This window comes from Rhizobium sp. JAB6 (assembly GCF_003024605.1).
Classification (GTDB): Bacteria; Pseudomonadota; Alphaproteobacteria; order Rhizobiales; family Rhizobiaceae; genus Rhizobium.
The window spans coordinates 575,597-592,686 of sequence record NZ_PYJQ01000001.1; the positions used below are offsets into that span (position 1 = coordinate 575,597).

General features: G+C 60.5%; 20 protein-coding genes. 14 read left to right on the forward strand and 6 right to left on the reverse strand.

What is annotated here, in order from left to right; all coding sequences use genetic code 11:
• Positions 1 to 162 precede the first annotated feature (162 nt).
• The 3 genes from fliF to C7U61_RS02845 all read left to right on the forward strand — a co-directional run bounded on the left by fliF (position 163) and on the right by C7U61_RS02845 (position 3,845).
• Positions 163 to 1,839, forward strand: coding sequence for a flagellar basal-body MS-ring/collar protein FliF (gene fliF, locus C7U61_RS02835; RefSeq protein ID WP_106996598.1), 1,677 nt, complete (start codon positions 163 to 165; stop codon positions 1,837 to 1,839).
• Positions 1,840 to 2,349: 510 nt separating this feature from the next.
• Complete coding sequence (locus C7U61_RS02840; RefSeq protein ID WP_106996599.1) at positions 2,350 to 3,087, forward strand: helix-turn-helix transcriptional regulator; 738 nt, start codon at positions 2,350 to 2,352, stop codon at positions 3,085 to 3,087.
• Positions 3,088 to 3,128: 41 nt separating this feature from the next.
• The gene (locus C7U61_RS02845) at positions 3,129 to 3,845 is read left to right on the forward strand and encodes a helix-turn-helix transcriptional regulator (RefSeq protein ID WP_106996600.1); all 717 of its coding nucleotides are present in this window, start codon (positions 3,129 to 3,131) and stop codon (positions 3,843 to 3,845) included.
• Between the two features lie 51 nt (positions 3,846 to 3,896).
• Here the strand turns inward: C7U61_RS02845 and C7U61_RS02850 are convergent, their stop codons facing one another.
• The 6 genes from C7U61_RS02850 to motA all read right to left on the reverse strand — a co-directional run bounded on the left by C7U61_RS02850 (position 3,897) and on the right by motA (position 9,034).
• Positions 3,897 to 4,337 (reverse strand): hypothetical protein, encoded by a 441-nt coding sequence (locus tag C7U61_RS02850; protein ID WP_106996601.1) that lies wholly within the window; start codon positions 4,335 to 4,337, stop codon positions 3,897 to 3,899.
• A 4-nt stretch (positions 4,338 to 4,341) separates the two neighbouring features.
• Positions 4,342 to 5,421, reverse strand: a complete 1,080-nt coding sequence (gene flhB, locus C7U61_RS02855) for a flagellar biosynthesis protein FlhB (RefSeq protein WP_106996602.1) — start codon at positions 5,419 to 5,421, stop codon at positions 4,342 to 4,344.
• A 92-nt stretch (positions 5,422 to 5,513) separates the two neighbouring features.
• Positions 5,514 to 6,557, reverse strand: a complete 1,044-nt coding sequence (gene fliG, locus C7U61_RS02860; protein ID WP_106996603.1) for a flagellar motor switch protein FliG — start codon at positions 6,555 to 6,557, stop codon at positions 5,514 to 5,516.
• Between the two features lie 50 nt (positions 6,558 to 6,607).
• On the reverse strand, positions 6,608 to 7,144 hold the full coding sequence (gene fliN / locus C7U61_RS02865) for a flagellar motor switch protein FliN (RefSeq protein ID WP_106996604.1): 537 nt from the start codon (positions 7,142 to 7,144) through the stop codon (positions 6,608 to 6,610).
• Positions 7,145 to 7,208: 64 nt separating this feature from the next.
• Positions 7,209 to 8,156, reverse strand: coding sequence for a FliM/FliN family flagellar motor switch protein (locus C7U61_RS02870; protein ID WP_106996605.1), 948 nt, complete (start codon positions 8,154 to 8,156; stop codon positions 7,209 to 7,211).
• Between the two features lie 5 nt (positions 8,157 to 8,161).
• Positions 8,162 to 9,034, reverse strand: coding sequence for a flagellar motor stator protein MotA (gene motA, locus C7U61_RS02875; RefSeq protein WP_106996606.1), 873 nt, complete (start codon positions 9,032 to 9,034; stop codon positions 8,162 to 8,164).
• Between the two features lie 223 nt (positions 9,035 to 9,257).
• Between motA and flgF the strand changes: the two genes are divergently transcribed.
• The 11 genes from flgF (at position 9,258) to flgH (ending at position 17,083) form a co-directional block, all read left to right on the forward strand.
• Positions 9,258 to 9,992, forward strand: a complete 735-nt coding sequence (gene flgF, locus C7U61_RS02880) for a flagellar basal-body rod protein FlgF (protein WP_106996607.1) — start codon at positions 9,258 to 9,260, stop codon at positions 9,990 to 9,992.
• A 12-nt stretch (positions 9,993 to 10,004) separates the two neighbouring features.
• Positions 10,005 to 11,390, forward strand: coding sequence for a flagellar protein export ATPase FliI (fliI, locus tag C7U61_RS02885; RefSeq protein WP_106996608.1), 1,386 nt, complete (start codon positions 10,005 to 10,007; stop codon positions 11,388 to 11,390).
• Between the two features lie 85 nt (positions 11,391 to 11,475).
• Positions 11,476 to 12,021, forward strand: a complete 546-nt coding sequence (locus tag C7U61_RS02890) for a flagellar protein (RefSeq protein ID WP_106996919.1) — start codon at positions 11,476 to 11,478, stop codon at positions 12,019 to 12,021.
• 119 nt (positions 12,022 to 12,140) lie between these two features.
• Positions 12,141 to 12,533, forward strand: a complete 393-nt coding sequence (gene flgB, locus C7U61_RS02895) for a flagellar basal body rod protein FlgB (RefSeq protein ID WP_106996609.1) — start codon at positions 12,141 to 12,143, stop codon at positions 12,531 to 12,533.
• Positions 12,534 to 12,549: 16 nt separating this feature from the next.
• On the forward strand, positions 12,550 to 12,966 hold the full coding sequence (gene flgC / locus C7U61_RS02900) for a flagellar basal body rod protein FlgC (protein WP_106996610.1): 417 nt from the start codon (positions 12,550 to 12,552) through the stop codon (positions 12,964 to 12,966).
• Complete coding sequence (locus tag C7U61_RS02905) at positions 12,963 to 13,313, forward strand: flagellar hook-basal body complex protein FliE (protein WP_106996611.1); 351 nt, start codon at positions 12,963 to 12,965, stop codon at positions 13,311 to 13,313. The genes flgC and C7U61_RS02905 overlap by 4 nt, the downstream gene beginning before the upstream one ends.
• A 97-nt stretch (positions 13,314 to 13,410) precedes the next feature.
• On the forward strand, positions 13,411 to 14,199 hold the full coding sequence (gene flgG / locus C7U61_RS02910; protein ID WP_106996612.1) for a flagellar basal-body rod protein FlgG: 789 nt from the start codon (positions 13,411 to 13,413) through the stop codon (positions 14,197 to 14,199).
• A 19-nt stretch (positions 14,200 to 14,218) separates the two neighbouring features.
• Positions 14,219 to 14,719: a flagellar basal body P-ring formation chaperone FlgA gene (gene flgA, locus C7U61_RS02915; RefSeq protein ID WP_106996613.1), complete on the forward strand. Its 501-nt coding sequence runs from the start codon at positions 14,219 to 14,221 to the stop codon at positions 14,717 to 14,719.
• The gene (locus C7U61_RS02920; protein WP_106996614.1) at positions 14,716 to 15,834 is read left to right on the forward strand and encodes a flagellar basal body P-ring protein FlgI; all 1,119 of its coding nucleotides are present in this window, start codon (positions 14,716 to 14,718) and stop codon (positions 15,832 to 15,834) included. The genes flgA and C7U61_RS02920 overlap by 4 nt, the downstream gene beginning before the upstream one ends.
• Positions 15,831 to 16,373 carry a MotE family protein gene (locus C7U61_RS02925; protein ID WP_106996615.1) on the forward strand — a complete coding sequence of 181 codons (543 nt, stop codon included), beginning with the start codon at positions 15,831 to 15,833 and terminating at the stop codon, positions 16,371 to 16,373. The genes C7U61_RS02920 and C7U61_RS02925 overlap by 4 nt, the downstream gene beginning before the upstream one ends.
• On the forward strand, positions 16,370 to 17,083 hold the full coding sequence (gene flgH / locus C7U61_RS02930; RefSeq protein WP_106996616.1) for a flagellar basal body L-ring protein FlgH: 714 nt from the start codon (positions 16,370 to 16,372) through the stop codon (positions 17,081 to 17,083). Before C7U61_RS02925 ends, flgH begins: the two co-directional genes overlap by 4 nt.
• Positions 17,084 to 17,090 lie beyond the last annotated feature (7 nt).

Here is a 17,090-nt window from a genome sequence, read left to right on the forward strand (position 1 = left end):
GCCGCCGGCAATAGATACTGATTTCCTTATATAAACCGCCCATTCTTTCCGGCGTTTTCCCAGGCTTTTCTGGCCGGACGAAACGTTCGCACAAGCTTCGATTTCTATTTTCGCTGCAGGTGACAAAGCCATCAGGTCTTTGACGAATCGTGCGAGAACAGAATGAATCTGTTAAATCAATTAGTTCCCCTGTTTCGGAATCTGCAGAATCTCGGGAGAACGCGGCTGATGATCCTGGGAGGTGTGGGCGCCGCCTCCATGCTGCTGATCCTTCTTGCGGCCCTCTACGTCAACAAGCCCGCACAGGAAACGCTGTATGTCGGCCTGGACGCGACCGATCTCAACCAGATCAGCATCGCGCTTGCTGAAGCCAAGATCAATTTCCAGGTCGGTACTGATGGTTCCAGTCTGACCGTTCCGGCAGGCATGACCGGCAAGGCCCGCGCGCTTCTCGCCGAGCGCGGCCTGCCCACCAGCGGCAAGGCCGGCTATGAGCTCTTCGACAATGTCGGCTCGCTCGGTCTGACTTCCTTCATGCAGGAGGTTACCCGCGTGCGTGCCCTCGAGGGTGAAATCAGCCGCACCATCACCTCGATCGCCGGTATCAGCGCTGCCCGCGTCCACATCGTCATGCAGGATGTCGGCAATTTCCGGAAAGCGGATCAGAAGCCGACGGCATCCGTCATGATCCGCGCGAGCGCGGAGGCCGCCCGCAAGTCGGCTTCGGCTATCCGCCATCTCGTCGCCTCGGCCGTTCCCGGCCTGGAGGTCGACGACGTGACCATCCTCGATTCCACAGGCCAGTTGCTCGCATCGGGCGATGATCCCGGCAACGGTGCGCTCAGCCGCAATCTCGGCATTGTGCAGAACGTCCAGAACGAAGTCGAATCCAATATCGACAAGGCCCTCGCGCCCTTCCTCGGCATGGACAATTTCCGCTCCAGCGTGACGGCGCAGTTGAATACCGACAGCCAGCAGGTGCAGGAAACCACCTACGATCCGGACTCGAAGGTCGAGCGCTCCGTCCGCACAATCAAGGAAGCGCAGAAGTCGCAGCAGAGCCAGCCGGACACGGCAGCCACCGTCGAACAGAATATCCCGCAGGCGGCTCCGAAATCCGGCGGCAACTCGCCGACGTCGAACGACCAGTCCGACAAGCGCGAGGAGCAGACCAACTACGAGATCAACAGCAAGACGACGGCCACGACCCGCAACAGCTACAAGATCGAAAAGCTCTCCGTAGCCGTGGTGGTCAACAAGGGCCGTATCGCACAGATGCTCGGCGAAGGTGCCGACCAGGCGAAGGTCGATGCCTATATTGCGGAGATGCAGAAGATCGTTGCAACCGCAGCCGGCGTCGATCCGGCCCGCGGCGACGTCGTCACCGTCAATGCCATGAATTTCCTCGACAATCAGCTACTTGAGGATACAGCCTCCAGCTTCAGCATCGTCGATATGTTGAGCCGCAACATGGCCGGTATCATCAACTCGCTGGCCTTCGTCGCCGTCGCTGTCCTAATCGTCTGGATGGGCTTCCGTCCGCTGATCCGCTCGCTCGGCGGTGCAAACGGCGGCGCAGCGCTGCCGGAAGCGGCTGGCCTGGAGCTGCCGGATTTCGCACCGGCGGCGGGCGGCCCCGGCGCGGCTCTCATGGATGGCTTCGGCTCGGACTTCGGCTTCGACAGCACCGACGATCTGCTGACGATGGGAGACGATGCCGGCACCTTCAACCGCCGCGTCAAGGAAGGGCCGGAGCGCCGCCTGTCCCGCATGGTGGAAATCAGCGAGGAGCGCGCTGCAAAGATCCTCAGAAAATGGGCCGTCGATCAGGCCGCCTGACGGTAGGACCGGGAAATCTCCCGGTCTTTTTCGTATCCGGTGGGTAGCATTCGACCCTGCCGCACCATCATTGGGAACCTGTGATCAAATAGTCGCTACAAGCCGAATTGACGTGTTCGTAAGATGGAATTTCCATGGCTGTCCGTTGCTGGGTATGAAGAATCGACTTACAAATAATATGCTTATTGCGTAATACCTGGATATTGGAACGAATCGGCCCGCATTTTCGGCGTTTCGCACGTTTAAGTTCGCAGCCTTCGAAGCGGGAAAAATTAGTTCATGGTTCGCGGATCGTGTTGCGGCGATGCATGCCGGCGCGATTGCGGATGCCGAATTCAGAGACGAGCCTATGCTCATCTGCCCGAACCCGCCGGGATGTGTCTGTGCCGCGGTAGAGAAAGACCCGGCTTCGATGTTTCGTCGCCAATTCTCTGAGGTGAAGGATTGAGTTCTGACGGAACAATGCTCTCGTTGACGGCCGATCGTCCAACAGCGGCAGGAAATGCAAGTATGGACATGCAGGTATCGCAGGTAAGCAAAGGCGATAGAGATGCGCGATCGAGCGTATCCGCCCGGGCCATATCGCGCGAGCAGCTCATTCTGCAGCTGAATGCCGTTTCCGGCCCCGCCTATCTGCAAGCCGGTCTTCATGCCCTGGCGGGCTATGCCGGCGCCTCTCATTATCTTCTTGTCCGGTCCGATCTTATCCAGGAAAGCGGCCTCGATTTCGTGATTGCTTCCGATTGGCCCTTCGATCTCGTGCGGCGCCTGGCGGCGGAACTGACGAGCGGTTATGGCCGTATCGGCGAGCTGGAAAAATGCATGGCGCTGTTTCAGCCGAGCCTGGCGGCTCTGCCGGAGGATGTCGCGCTACCCGATGGCATCGGCCGTCGGTATCATGCCCTGACGTTCAATGTCGGCCGAACACGCTTCTCCTTGCTGCTGTTGGCCAATGAAACGGCGATACTCTCGCCCGAGCGGCTGAGGGACGTCGGTCTCCTGGCCGGCTATCTCGCCAGTTCCACGCGTTGCTTCGAGGGGAAGCTGGAGCGCGATTTCGATCTGACCGAGCGCGAGCTGGAGTGCCTGTTCTGGATTGCCGAAGGCAAGACGAGCGACGAGATCGCCATGATTCTCGGGATCTCGCGCAATACCATCAACAACTACATCACAAGTGTCATGCGCAAGACCGCCACCAAGACTCGCTCGGAAGCCATCGCCTTCGCCGTGCGCAACAATCTCGTTTAAGGGCCGACCGGATGCGCTATCAGCCAGACAGGACAACGGACATGCCGGGCGAATCACGGCTTACCCGGTCCGAGCGGATCTCCGGGCGCTCCGACCTGTTCCCGAAGCTGGTATCGATGCAGAAGCTGATCGATGCGCAGCATTTCGCCGTTTATCGGCTGCACGGCTCCGGCCTGCCGCACAAGCAGCGCCTGGTATGCGAGCTCGATAATTGGGGCTCGGCCCATTCTGTCGCCGGCAAATCCTTCGTGGAAGCCTATGGCGAAGCGTTGATCGAGCATATCGACAAATCGCTGCTGCCGTTGATGTGGAACGGGCGCGATAGCGACAGCACGGCCGAGACGCCGGATTTTGCCGCCTTCACGCAGCGCCTGAAGCCGCATCTGCTGCCCTTCGCCGGCGTCGCCTTTCCGGTGCGGCTCGGTGCCGTTGGCAACGGCTATACCGTCTTCACCGCCAAATTCATGGATCTTTCGAGCGATATGATCGTCGAGCTGCACGGCCGCAGCTGTCAGATCATGATGGAGCTCCTGTCGCTGGATGAGCGCCGGTCACAGGCTGCCGAAGCGCTGAGCGAGCGCGAGATCGCCTGTCTGCAGCTCGCCGGCGACGGGCGCATCAGCGAGGAGATTGCCGAGAAGCTGGGATTGTCGGTGCATACGGTCAATGCCTATCTCGGATCGGCGACGATCAAGCTCGATAGCGTCAACCGCATCCAGGCGATCGCAAAGGCGATCCGCTTCGGCTACATAAGCTGACGCTGCCTTACTGAAACGACTCATCCTCGCAAGTTTCTACCGCTGGATTTTTCAGATTGCATGTGCCGCTTCGCCGCGGACGAGATAGCGTGCATCCCTGAGGCTGCGTGCAAGCAGCGCCGTATTTTCGTGCGGGTCGGACGAAGCCTTGTCGAAGGCGATGTGGTTGATTTCGATGCCCGCATGATGTTCCGTCAGCGCGAGCTTGGCATAGATGGTGATGCCCCGTGGCTTGATCTCCAGATCGAGCGTCACTTCCGCCGGTCCGCCCCAATCGAGCTTGTAGTCGCCGCCGAGCCCGAAGTTCACCGTGCCCGGAAGAAAATAAAGCTCTGCCGCCGAGGCCACGAGATCACCGAGATTGCCATATCGTTCGAAGCGCAGCAGCGAAATCAGATCGGCGGCGTCGAGGAGGCGCAGTTCGCTTGCGACCGGGCTGATGGCTTCGGCTAATATTTGTTCGCGTTGGGCAGAGTAGGGGCATTTTTTCATCTGGTTATCGTACCCGTTTTTTATTCGACTGCGCCGCATAGACCCGATGGATGAGCTCTGCGACAGCTTTGTAAAATGCTGACGGTATGACGCTATCAACCGAGACTTGCGCAAACATGGAGCGTGCGAGCGGCGGATCCTCGAAAACGGGAATATTGTTGGCCTCGGCTATCTCCCTGATTTTCAAGGCAATGAGATCCTGGCCCTTGGCGACGACGACAGGCGCGTCGTTTTCCTCGCGCACATAGCGCAGCGCGACGGCAAAGTGAGTTGGGTTGGCAATGACGAGGGTGGCGCGCGGTACCTGTTTCATCATCCGGCGGCGGGCGCGGTCGCGCGCGATCGACCGCTGGCGCGACTTGACGATCGGATCACCCTGCGACTGCTTGTGTTCGTCCTTGACCTCCTGTTTCGTCATCTTCAATTGGTCGAACCAGTGATGCCGGCTCCAGAGCAGGTCGGCGATGCCGACGACGATCGTCGCCAGCAGCACGATGATCAGGATGCGCTGAACGATCGTCGAGAGACGCACCAAGATGGTCTGCGGATCGGACACCATCGAATCGATCGCATGGAAATACTGGCTGCGCAGCACGAAAAACATGACGATGCTGACAAGCACGATTTTTGCGAGGGATTTGCCGAATTCCACCAAGCCGGTGGCGCTGAAGATGCGCTTGAAGCCCGACAAGGGCGATATGCGCGAAAACTGTGGCCGGATGCGTTCGAGAACGGGAGTCGGCAGGTTCTGGAAGATCGAGGCGCCGATGCCGAAGACGAAGAAGAGCGCTACCGCCGGCAGCACCATGTTGCCGACCTCCCAGCCCACCCGGGTGAATAGCGAGATGGCGTCCGGGCCTGTTTCCAGCTGCCACTGGTCCGGCTTTTCGAAGAGGTCGCGCAGCACCTCGCCCATGCGGCCCATGCGCTCGGGCAGAAAGAAGGTGACGTAGATGACGGTCGCGAGCATGGAAGCAAAGAGCGTCGCTTCCCTGGAGTGAGGGACGTTGCCTTTTTCGATCGTCTCGCGGAGTTTTTTCTCCGTCGGTTTTTCTGTTTTACTGTCCTTGTCTTCGTCAGCCAAAGCAGCCGCCCTTTGCGAAACGGAAAGAGGCCGCGCATGACGCGCGGCCCTCAGATCGTCAGTCTACGATGTTTTGCCTGAGTCGCGCCGCGCTATGCGGCTTCTTCCACAGGCGTATTTTCCTTGGCCTTGAGCTCGATCTGGCCGGAATTGGCGAGACGGATGGCTTCCTGGGCGATAGCGCGCCGGGCGATGGCGATTTCGCGCGGATTGATGCCTGCATTGCTCATCTGCAGGTCGGATTCGATCATGCGGCGCTGACGCGGGCTGATCGACGAGAGCACGATCTCGCGGATCTCGTTGCCGGACCCTCGCAGCGCCATCGTCAGGATGTCGGCGGAGATGTCGTTGAGCAGCAGGACGCGGCTCTGCTGCGGCATGCGCGTCAGATCGTCGAAGAGGAAGATCTTCGGGCGAACCTTCTCGACCGATTCCTTGTTGATCGATTCCAGTGAGCTCAGCAGATTGTCGACCACCGGCTTGTCGAGCTCGTTCATCAGGTCGGCGACCTTCGTGGAGCCGGAAGCATTGCGTTCGGCGTCGATCTCCGTCATCAGCCCGAGCACGCGGTTCTCAATGATCTGCGCGGCCTTCGGGCTGACATCCTTGATGTTGACCGTGCGGTTCATGATGTCGGCGCGCTGCGCTTCGGGAAGCTGCAGCAGGATCTTGGCACCGAAGGCCGAAGGCATCATGGAGAGCACATAGGCGATCGTCTGAGGATGCTCGCGCAGGAAGAACTTGGCGACGAAGACCGGATCGGCTTCGCCGAGGCGATCCCAGATGGAGGTCTCGTAAGCCTGGAAGGCGGTACGGCGGCCGAGCAGGCTGTCGACCTCGTCGGGCGTCAGGCCTTCTTCGAGAATGCTCTCGATGGCCTTGGCATTGTCCATCAGGCCGGCGCCCTCGGTGAAGAGATCCTCGAATTCGGCCACGAGCTGCGCCAGCTCGTCCGGCGGAATGAGCCGCAGCGATTGCGCCGAGGCGATGATCATCTGCAGCTCGTTCTGCGTGAAATATTTCAGCAGCCGTCCTGCCACTTCCTTGCCCATGGCGAGAAGGACGGCGGCTGCCTTTTCAGTCTGAGATAACGGTTTCTCGGCGATCGCGCCGCTGAAATCGTCAAAGTCCATCATGGTCTTCGTCTCCGTCCCGCAAGGGGGAGTGGGCTCATCCTGAGCCGGGTTCAGCTTTTCTTCACGTTATAAATTTCAGTGAGCTTGATACCGAATCTGGTGTCGTCATGTTCCAGAACGGTAATCTCGCCCCGGCCGATCTTTCGGCCGTTCACGGTAATCTCGACCGGCTCGCCGATCTTCTTGTCGAGCGCGATGATGGCGCCCTCGGTCAGGCTCATCAGGCCGGACACCGGCATGCGGCTGCTGCCGAGTACGATCTGGACATCGATCGGAATGTCCATGATCAGGTCCATATTGGCGGTCAACGCGCTGCCGGCGGCAGCCGGTGCGGCTGCTGCGGAAGCGAGGCCGAACTCGCCGTCATCGAAAGCGGGAGCGGAACTGTCGCCGCCGAAATCGCCGAAGGCGGAAAGATCCGTGCCTGTTTCGGCGCCGAATGCGTCGGCCTCGAAGTCGGGCATGCCGCCTTCATTGTCTTTCTTCAGGACGCCGCGCAGACCATCGATGGCCTCGTCCAAGGCGGCATCGCTGTTCGAAATGTCCAGCGATTCCTCGCTGCTTTGCTGTGTCGTCTTCGTAGCCATGAAAATCACTATTCCAGTTGAAACTTGCCTCAAGCTGCCGTGAGTGGGCTCACACGCCAGCCGATCAATTCATCAAGTGTCGAAGAAGCTCGTCATCGGAATTGACGTTGTCCTTGACGCGCACGGTATAATTTTCGCCGGAGCGGCCGAATTCGCAGATGTAAAGATCTTTGCTGTTGGCGCTGACCTCGACCCGGACGTCGCCGGTATGGTCCATGAAGGGAATGACATCGCCGACCGCGAGCTTGGAAATGGTCTCCAGCGTCAGTGATTCGAGCCGAATCCGCGCCTCCAGCGTCACCTGCGAGCGACGGACCTGCTCGCTGAGCTGCTCCGACCATGTCTCGGAAGCGGCCGTCGGGTTCTTGGCGCGCGGCGTGCTGACGACGGTGCGCAGCAGATCCCGTTGCGGCACGATGATGGCGATCTGGGACATCGACTTGCCGAGCGAGATCGTCATCGTGATCGCAGCGGCAAAATCGCTGCCGTCGTCGCCGATGGCGGGTGGGCGGTCCTCGATATTGTAGGGCGGATCGAGATAGGGCTCGAAGCCGCCGGCTGCATTCACCGCCGAGCGAAGCACTTTGGCGATCTTTTCGAACACCATGACGGAAAGATCGAGTTCGATCACCGAGAGTGGGCGCGCGACCGGCGCTTCGATATCTTCGGCGCGCGCACCCAGCATATGCTCCATCAGAGTCATGATGAAGCCCGCGCCGCAGCCGAGGATGAAGTTCGGGGCCCAGTTGCGCAGCGAACCGTTGACCAGCGCATAATTGCCGCCAAGCCCGGCGATCAGCTCGTTCGTCGAGCCGGAATGGCAGCCGGCATAGGCGATGTTGATATCCAGGCCGGTCTCGGTCTTGATGATGTCGGGCAGGAACTCGGCATAGACCTGGGCGAAGGCGGTGCCGAGTTTCGCAAGCGTCGCCTGATCGCCGAGATTGCCTGTGAGCTTGGCAAAAAGGGTGCGGTCCATCGTCTGTGCCCTATGCGCGGATTGCTGGCTCATGATTGTCAGGCCGCCTTGGTCTCACCGCCGGGGTTCATCATTTCCTGCTCGACGGCATCGATCGATGGACGCTCGTAGGAAGAGATGGTCTTACGGCCGTATTCGAGAGCGACCTGAGGCACCGATCCGTTCATATAGGCAAGCAGCGTCTGCTTCACGATGACGTAGAGGCGATGCTGCTTGTTGCGCACGACCTTGATCTGGGAAACCAGCGGCGCGCAGACGGAATAGGACAGGATGATGCCGAGGAAGGTGCCGACCAGCGCCGAACCGATGAGATGGCCGAGCACTTCGGGTGATTCGTTGATGTGGCTCATGGCCTTGATGACGCCGAGAACCGCCGCCACGATACCGATCGCCGGGAAGGAATCGCCCATGATCGTGATCGAATGATAGGGCTTCATCTTGTCGTGCTGCATCGTTTCGAGTTCTTCGTCCATCAGTGCCTCGATCTCGTGCGAGCGGGCATTGCCGATGATGATGAGGCGGACATAGTCGCAGATGAAAGCCGTCAGATCCTTGTTCTTCAATACCGTCGGAGCAGCCTTGAAGATCGCGGATTCATCGGGATTGTCGATATGGGCTTCGATCTCGTTGCGCGACTTGGTGCGCAGATCGCGCATCAGGGCATAGAGCACGCCGAGCGTGTCGAGATAGTCGCGCTCCTTGGGAACGGCATGGCGGAAGGCCTCGGCGAGCGCCTTTCCGGAATCCTTCACCACCTTCATCGGATTGGCCATGATGAAGCCGCCGAGACCGGCGCCTGCGATAATGACGAATTCGAAGGGCTGGAACAGCGCGCCTACATCTCCGCCCATGGCCATGAAGCTGCCTATGATGCAGCCGCAGGTCACTACAAATCCGATAATAATATTCATCGTCGGTCCACACCTGAACGTTGCTTCATGTGATGAACTAGGGGGCCTGCCTTGCGTGAGGCTGTTCGATGGCCCCGCGCATGTCCTTTTTGCCTTGTCAGCTTCGCACAAGCCAAGCCCTTCAGGATGGTGGGTAAGGGCATCCACGCCCCGCTAACGAAATGTAGGAGCGCCGGCGGCGTTTCCTTTCCCGTTATTCTCCAATGTCCGGAGGGCGTTGAAAATGCAGTCTGGTATTTATGTCGCGCTGTCATCCCAGATGGCGCTCGAGCGGCGTCTGACGACGATCGCCGACAATTTGGCCAATGTGAACACGACAGGCTTCCGGGGTACCGAAGTCAAGTTCGATCAGGTCCTCAGCAATACGCAAAACAAGCTCAATGCCAAGGTCGCCTTCGTTTCTCAGGGCAACGACTATCTCTCCACCGATAATGGCGAACTCCAGAATACCGGCAATCTCTTCGATTTCGCCGTCAAGGGTGACGCCTATTTCGGCATGAATACGCCGGCCGGCCTGGTGCTGACGCGCGACGGCCGCTTCACCATGACCGAAAGCGGCGCGCTGGTTTCCACGCGCGGTTTCCCGGTCCTCGATCCGGGCGGCGCGCCGATCCAGCTCGACCCCGCCGGCGGTCCGCCGAGCGTTGCGTCGAACGGTACGATCATGCAGAACGGCCGGAGCATGGGCCAGATCGGCCTCTACAGCGCCGATGTCAGCAAGGGCTTTCTGCGCTACGAAAACAGCGGCATCCTGCCGACCGATACGCCGCAGCCGGTGATCGACCGCTCGAATATCGGTATCGCGCAAGGTTACCTCGAAAACTCCAACGTGAATGGCATGCGGGAAATGACCAACCTCATTGAGGTCAGCCGGGCCTTCGACAATATCAGCACGCTCACCAGCAGCAGCGAAGGCACGCTCACCGACGCCATCAAGACCCTCGGCGGCAGCCAGTAAAGAGGGCTTGTCATGGTCGAGGATCGGTTACCGGAGGGCGCGGTGTCGCCGAAACTTTCGCATATGGCCGTCCTGGCGAGCCAATATGCGCAGGCGGAGAATGCCGTGGCCCATGGCGGTCATGTGCGCACCATCGCCGCTGGGCACTATACGGTTGCCGGTCTTTCCAGACAGGTCCGCCTCGGCGATTTCGTCGCGCACCGGTCGCCGACGGGCGTCCATCTCGGCGAAGTCGTGCGCGTCGAGCCGGAACTCACCTACGTCTGTCCGATCGAGCCGGGCGAGCCGATCGGCATCCAGGACACCATCATCCGCAAGGGCGCTTTCCGTATCGCGCCCGATGACAGCTGGTGCGGCCGCACGATCAATTCGCTCGGCGAGCCGATCGATGGCCTTGGTCCCCTGACATCGGGACTGGAAGCGCGCTCGATCTCCAATACGGCGCCGCCGTCGATGATGCGCAAGCGCGTCGAAACCGGCTTCAAAACCGGCGTCCGCGCGATCGATATCTTTTCGCCGCTCTGCCTTGGCCAGCGCCTCGGCATCTTCGCCGGCTCCGGCGTCGGCAAATCGACGCTGCTGTCGATGTTGGCGAGGGCAGACGCCTTCGACAAGGTGGTGATCGCGCTCGTCGGCGAACGCGGCCGCGAAGTGCGCGAATTCATCGAGGATACGCTGGGTTCCCACATGCAGAAATCGGTCGCCGTCGTTGCGACCAGCGACGAGAGCCCGATGCTGCGCAAGATGGCGCCGCTATCGGCCATAACGATTGCCGAACATTTCCGCGACAGGGGCGATAACGTTCTCCTGATCGTCGACAGCGTCACCCGTTTCGCCCACGCCATCCGCGAAGTGGCGACGGCCTCCGGCGAGCCGCCGATCGCACGCGGATATCCGGCATCCGTCTTTACTGAACTGCCGCGCCTTCTCGAACGGGCCGGTCCCGGACCGGAAGGGACCGGCACCATCACCGCCATCATCTCGATCCTGGTCGACGGCGACAATCACAACGACCCGATCGCCGATTCCACCCGCGGCATTCTCGACGGTCACATCGTCCTGCAGCGCAGCCTTGCCGAAGAAGGTCGCTATCCGCCGATCGATCCGCTCGCATCCGTCTCGCGTCTGGCGCGCAAGGCCTGGACCTCGGACCAGGAAAAGCTGGTTTCGCGGCTGAAGGCATTGGTGCACCGCTATGAGGAAACGCGCGACCTGCGCCTGATCGGCGGTTATCGCCAGGGCGCCGACGCCGATCTCGATATTGCCGTGCGCCAGGTGCCCATCATCTACGACATACTGAAGCAGACACCCGGCGAAGAGCCGTCGGCGGATGCTTTCACCGATCTCGCGACGGCCCTCAGGAATGCTTCCGGCGGGGTCCCCGCGAGAGCCAAATGATGGCCGTCCGCAGTACTATCTCGTTTTTTCAAGTCCGCAAGCCCGTCGAACATTGCCGAATGTCATGCTGAAAAAGAGGCCGCAAGTGAGAGAATCCGACGCAGACGAACCGGTCGCCCCGCCGAAATCGGCGAGAAGGCGAACCGTTGTGGACAGGGCTCTCGCCTTTACCGGGCTGGTGCTGGCCGGTGCCTCTGCCTTCTTCCCCTGGTATGTCTTTTTGAACCCGGACAAGTTCGGCATCCACGTGGCCGAAGGCGATCGCACCCGCGATCTGCCGAATTGGCCTGGCCGCGCGATCGTCAGCGTATCGCCGCTTGCCATGGTCAACAAGAATCCCTCGCAATCGAAGGATCTCATTCCCGATCCGCTGACGACGGCGACGGTCAGCAATGCCGGTCGCGAGGATGACAAGGGGCCGCCGGCCGATCAGCAGCCGTTTCCCGGCAAGTCTGCCTTCCAGCTGCTGCATGTCGCAAACGGCCGCGCGCTGATCGAGGACGACACCGGCATGTATGTCGTGCGGGTCGGCTCGGTTCTGCCCGACAGCAGCCGGCTGGCTTCGATTGAGCAAAGGGAGGGAAAATGGGTCATCGTCACCTCGACGGGCGATGTCTATGGCAGCAACTGAGGCAGATACGGAATCGTCTGGATTTCAGGCACTTCGACAACCCCGCAGGAACGCATTTCCCGCAAGTCCCACGCAAGATTATCCCGCTAGATTCATAGTGTAAGAACGGAGAGAAGCCCATGCAACCCATTCAGCTCTTTGATCTGGCCTCACGGCAAGCGGAGTGGCTCCAGGTGCGTCAGCAGGTTGTTGCCGGCAATATCGCCAATGCCAATACCCCGAAGTACCACGCCAAGGATGTCACGCCGTTCCAGGCCGTTCTGGACAACCAGAACGTCAACATGGTCCGGACCAATCCCGCGCATCTTTCGGGCAACGAATTCAGCACGAGCGGCAACATCAACGTCGAAGAGGCGCCGCTCAACCAGGAAATTGGCGTCCAGGAGTCGGGTAACACCGTCGGCCTGGAGGACGAGCTCGCCAAGGCCGGTGACATCAAGCGGCAGTACAGCTTGAACACCGCTCTCGTAGGCTCCTTTCATCGCATGATGTTGATGGCCGTAAAACAATAGATGAAGTGAAGATGTCATGGACCCCTTATCAGCCGCATTGAAGATTGCAGGCTCCGGCCTGGAGGCTCAATCGACTCGTCTGCGTATCGTCTCCGAAAATATCGCCAATGCCCGCTCGACGGGCGACACGCCGGGCGCCGATCCTTATCGGCGCAAGACCGTGACGTTCGGTGCCGAGATGGATCGTGCCAATGGCCTGACCACGGTCGGCGTCAAGAAGCTCGGCGAGGACACGGGCAAGTTCGTCGAGGAATACGATCCCAGCAATCCTGCCGCCGACCAGAAGGGATACGTCAAGATGCCCAACGTCAACATTCTGGTCGAGATGGCCGACATGCGGGAGGCCAACCGTTCGTACGAGGCCAATCTGCAGACGGTCAGACAGGCCCGTGATCTCATCTCCTCCACTATTGATCTGCTGAAGAACCAATGATCGACTCGATTAAGAATGTAGCCTCCCTCTCGGCGACCCGCGGCCTTGGCAGCATCGCTACCGATATGACCTCCGCCGCTTCCAGCGCGTTGAATGCTTCGCCGGCCGCTGCCATGGGGGCGAATGCCGGAATGAGCTTCGCGTCGGTCATGTCGAATGTCGCAAAGGATTCCATCAATTCGCTGAAGGATGCTGAAAAGGCTTCCTTTGCCGGCATCAAGGGCACGATGAGCACCCGCGAAGTGGTCGACAAGGTCATGCAGGCCGACCAGACCCTGCAGACGGCGATCGCCCTGCGCGACAAGGTGGTCTCGGCATTCCTCGACATTACCAAGATGCAGATCTAGTGCGGGGCTTCCCGCTCTAATTGTTTGATTTGGCGTGAGTTGTTCGCAGGCCGCTTCGCGGTTTCGAAGATTCCGCCCTGGCTCGAAGGACAAAAGCATGAGAGCGCTCGCAATTGCCGCGACGGGCATGGACGCCCAGCAGACCAATCTTGAAGTGATCGCGAACAACATCGCGAACATCAACACGACGGGTTACAAGCGCTCGCGCGCCGAGTTTTCCGACCTTCTCTATCAAACGGAACGTGCCAAGGGCATTGCCAACAGGCCGAACCAGGCGGTGGTGCCGGAAGGCGCCAATATCGGTCTCGGCGTGCAGACCGTGGCGGTGCGTAACATTCAGGTCCAGGGCCAACTCTCGCAGACGCAGAACGATCTCGATATCGCGCTTGTCGGTCGCGGCTGGTTTCAGATTCAGATGCCCGACCGCACGATCGCCTACACCCGCGCCGGCTCCTTCAACAGAAGCGATACCGGCCAGATCGTAACTCCCGATGGCAACGTATTGGCGCCGGGTATCACCATTCCGAACAATGCCACCAGCCTCACCGTCAGCCAGTCCGGCCAGGTTTCCGCAATCATCGGCACGGCGACGACGCCGACGGTACTCGGCCAGCTGCAGATTGCCAACTTCGTCAACGAGGCCGGTCTGCAGCCGATGGGCAGTAACCTCTTCACGCAGACGCCCGCCTCCGGCGATCCGGTCGTCTCCGATCCGAACCAGAACGGCTTCGGCTATATGAAGCAATTCTATCTCGAATCGTCGAACGTCGATCCGGTTAAGGAAATTACCGATCTGATCACCGCGCAGCGCGCCTATGAGATGAATTCGAAGGTCATCACCACGGCCGACGAAATGGCGCAGATCGTCAGCAAGAATCTGAAGTAACGAGAGGGACGGGCCGAACATGAGGTTTCGCCGGATGAAAAGCTTGGCAATGGCATGGTTCGCCGCGGCGAGCCTCTCCGTCGTATTCGCGTCGGCTGCGCCCGCCGGCGCGCAGAGCACCGATGGCGGAAGTCTCGGAACCGCCGTGGTGCCGACCGAAACGATCTATCCGGGCGATATCATCAGCAGCGGCCAGCTCGAAGAGGTGGAAGTCACCAACCCCAATCTCAGCGGCGATTATGCCAAGCGGCTCCGCGAGGTGACCGGCCTCGTATCGAAGCGCACGCTGCTTCCCGGCCGCACCATTTCCATCTCCGCCCTGCGCCAGCCCTATGCGGTAACGCGCGGCTCCAATGTCCGTCTGGTGATGAGCATGGGCAGCATGACGATTACCGCCGCGGGCACGCCGCTGGATGACGGCGCCGTCGGCGACAATGTCCGCGCCCGCAACATGGATTCCGGCATCATCGTCAACGGCACGGTCCTTCAAAACGGCACGATACGCGTGGTCGCGAAATGAAACGGCTTCGTCAATTACTTGCAATCCTGTTCGCATTGCCGAGCCTGATCGCCGCCGATCCGGCTCTGGCGATGCAATCACGCATCAAGGATATCGCGTCGCTGCAATCCGGCCGCGACAACCAGCTGATCGGCTACGGCCTGATCGTCGGTCTTCAGGGAACCGGCGACGGCCTGCGTTCCTCGCCTTTCACCGAGCAGTCCATGCGCGCGATGCTGCAGAACCTCGGCATCTCGACGCAGGGCGGCCAATCCGCCGCGAAGAACACTGCAGCCGTCATGGTGACGGCGAACCTGCCACCCTTTGCAAGCCCCGGCAGCCGCATCGACGTGACGGTCAGTTCGCTCGGCGATGCGACGTCGCTGCGCGGCGGCACGCTGATCATGACCTCGCTGAGCGGCGCCGATGGGCAGATCTATGCCGTGGCGCAGGGCTCCGTCATCGTATCCGGCTTTCAGGCGCAGGGTGCTGCCGCCTCGGTGACCGAGGGTGTCACCACGGCTGGCCGCGTGCCGGGCGGCGCCATCATCGAGCGTGAGCTGCCGTCGCGTTTCAAGGATTCCGTCAATCTGGTCCTGCAGCTGCGCAATCCGGACTTCTCCACCTCGATCCGCATCTCGGACACGGTCAATACCTGGGCGACCTCGCGGTTTGGGGCGCCGATCGCAGAAGCCAAGGATTCGCAGGAGGTGACCATCGCCAAGCCGAAAATGGCCGACCTGACGCGGCTGATGGCCGATATCGAAAATCTCAATGTCCAGACCGATACGCCGGCCAAGGTTGTCATCAACGAGCGTACGGGTACGATCGTCATCGGCGCCGACGTGCGCGTATCGCCGGTCGCCGTCAGCTACGGAACGCTGACCGTGCAGGTGAGCGAGAACCCGCAGGTGATCCAGCCCGAGCCCTTCTCCGACGGCCAGACGGCGATCCAGGACCAGACGGATATCACCGCCACCAAGAGCGGCGGCCGTGTGGCGGTGCTGGAAGGGCCTGACCTGAAGACGCTGGTCTCCGGCCTCAACAATATCGGCGTCAAGCCGGACGGCATCATCGCCATCCTGCAGGGCATCAAGTCGGCCGGCGCCCTGCAAGCGGAGCTCGTGCTGCAATGATCTCGAACGCGACTGCTAGAAATACGCTGATCGCCTGCAGCCTTGCAACGGGAGCTCTGCTCTGGTCGCTCGGTGCGGCTCCGGCGCAGGAGGCGCCGAAGCCGGCCGCCGCCGATCCGGCGTCCAGCCAGGATGAGATCCGCCAGTTCTGCACCAATATTGCCGATCCGGCCCGCGACCAGCGCTATCTGCTGCAGAAGCAGGAGCTGGAAAAACTTCAGGCCGATGTCGATCAGCGCATCGCCACCATGGATCAGCGCAAGGCCGAATACGAGGACTGGCTGAAAAAGCGCGATGACTTCCTGAAGACGGCGGATGTCGGCCTGGTCGATATCTACAAGAACATGAAGCCGGACGCGGCGGCCGCCAGCCTCAACGACGTGAAAACCGTGGTTGCCGCCGCCATCATCATGAAGCTTTCGGCGCGCCAGTCGAGCCTCATTCTCGCGGAAATGGATGCGAAGAAGGCGGCGGTCATCACCAATATCATCGCCAGCGCATCCGACCCGAATACATCGAAGTCGAAGGACCCCTCATGAACACGCGTCTTACGGCCGCCTGCGCAATCGTCGTCATTCTCGCCGGTTGCCAGTCGCAGGCTCTCAGAGAAATCGGCAGGGCGCCTGCCATGAGTCCGATCGGCAGCGGCCTGCAATATGCGCAGACGCCGCAGATGTCTCAATATCCGAAGCGGCCTCACCAGGTCGCGCAGGGCTATTCGCTCTGGAACGATTCGCAAGCCGCCTTGTTCAAGGATTCCCGCGCGCTCAATGTCGGCGACATCCTGACCGTCACGATCAAGATCGACGACAAGGCGAACTGGGACAATGAGACCAACCGAAGCCGCGTGAACAAGAGCGATATGGGCTGGAACATCACCGCCAAGATCTTCGGCTGGCAGCCAAGCACGAATGCGAATGCGACGTCGGGCTCCGATACGAGCACGGACGGCAAGGGCAAGATGCAGCGCTCCGAACAGATCAACCTTCTGGTCGCTGCCGTCGTGACGGGCATTCTCGAAAACGGCAACCTGATGATCAGCGGCTCGCAGGAAGTGCGCATGAATCAGGAAATCCGCATTCTCAACGTCGCCGGCATCGTGCGGCCGCAGGACGTGACCTCCGACAACACCATTTCCTACGACAAGATTGCCGAGGCCCGCATCTCCTATGGCGGCCGCGGCCGCCTGACGGAAGTACAGCAGCCGCCGAGAGGGCAGCAGGCGGTCGACCTGCTCTCGCCGCTCTGATTTGACA

What these genes read in the sequence shown, in the direction of transcription:
- flgF (WP_106996607.1), top strand. Translation starts at nt 9,258, where the DNA reads ATGCAGTCTGGTATTTATGTCGCGCTGTCATCCCAGATGGCGCTCGAG.
- C7U61_RS02845 (WP_106996600.1), top strand. Translation starts at nt 3,129, where the DNA reads ATGCCGGGCGAATCACGGCTTACCCGGTCCGAGCGGATCTCCGGGCGC.
- C7U61_RS02850 (WP_106996601.1), bottom strand. Translation starts at nt 4,337, where the DNA reads ATGAAAAAATGCCCCTACTCTGCCCAACGCGAACAAATATTAGCCGAA.
- C7U61_RS02840 (WP_106996599.1), top strand. Translation starts at nt 2,350, where the DNA reads ATGGACATGCAGGTATCGCAGGTAAGCAAAGGCGATAGAGATGCGCGA.
- flgB (WP_106996609.1), top strand. Translation starts at nt 12,141, where the DNA reads ATGCAACCCATTCAGCTCTTTGATCTGGCCTCACGGCAAGCGGAGTGG.
- fliN (WP_106996604.1), bottom strand. Translation starts at nt 7,144, where the DNA reads ATGGCTACGAAGACGACACAGCAAAGCAGCGAGGAATCGCTGGACATT.
- fliI (WP_106996608.1), top strand. Translation starts at nt 10,005, where the DNA reads ATGGTCGAGGATCGGTTACCGGAGGGCGCGGTGTCGCCGAAACTTTCG.
- flgA (WP_106996613.1), top strand. Translation starts at nt 14,219, where the DNA reads ATGAGGTTTCGCCGGATGAAAAGCTTGGCAATGGCATGGTTCGCCGCG.
- fliF (WP_106996598.1), top strand. Translation starts at nt 163, where the DNA reads ATGAATCTGTTAAATCAATTAGTTCCCCTGTTTCGGAATCTGCAGAAT.
- C7U61_RS02920 (WP_106996614.1), top strand. Translation starts at nt 14,716, where the DNA reads ATGAAACGGCTTCGTCAATTACTTGCAATCCTGTTCGCATTGCCGAGC.
- flgG (WP_106996612.1), top strand. Translation starts at nt 13,411, where the DNA reads ATGAGAGCGCTCGCAATTGCCGCGACGGGCATGGACGCCCAGCAGACC.
- C7U61_RS02925 (WP_106996615.1), top strand. Translation starts at nt 15,831, where the DNA reads ATGATCTCGAACGCGACTGCTAGAAATACGCTGATCGCCTGCAGCCTT.
- C7U61_RS02870 (WP_106996605.1), bottom strand. Translation starts at nt 8,156, where the DNA reads ATGAGCCAGCAATCCGCGCATAGGGCACAGACGATGGACCGCACCCTT.
- motA (WP_106996606.1), bottom strand. Translation starts at nt 9,034, where the DNA reads ATGAATATTATTATCGGATTTGTAGTGACCTGCGGCTGCATCATAGGC.
- C7U61_RS02905 (WP_106996611.1), top strand. Translation starts at nt 12,963, where the DNA reads ATGATCGACTCGATTAAGAATGTAGCCTCCCTCTCGGCGACCCGCGGC.
- fliG (WP_106996603.1), bottom strand. Translation starts at nt 6,557, where the DNA reads ATGATGGACTTTGACGATTTCAGCGGCGCGATCGCCGAGAAACCGTTA.
- flgC (WP_106996610.1), top strand. Translation starts at nt 12,550, where the DNA reads ATGGACCCCTTATCAGCCGCATTGAAGATTGCAGGCTCCGGCCTGGAG.
- flgH (WP_106996616.1), top strand. Translation starts at nt 16,370, where the DNA reads ATGAACACGCGTCTTACGGCCGCCTGCGCAATCGTCGTCATTCTCGCC.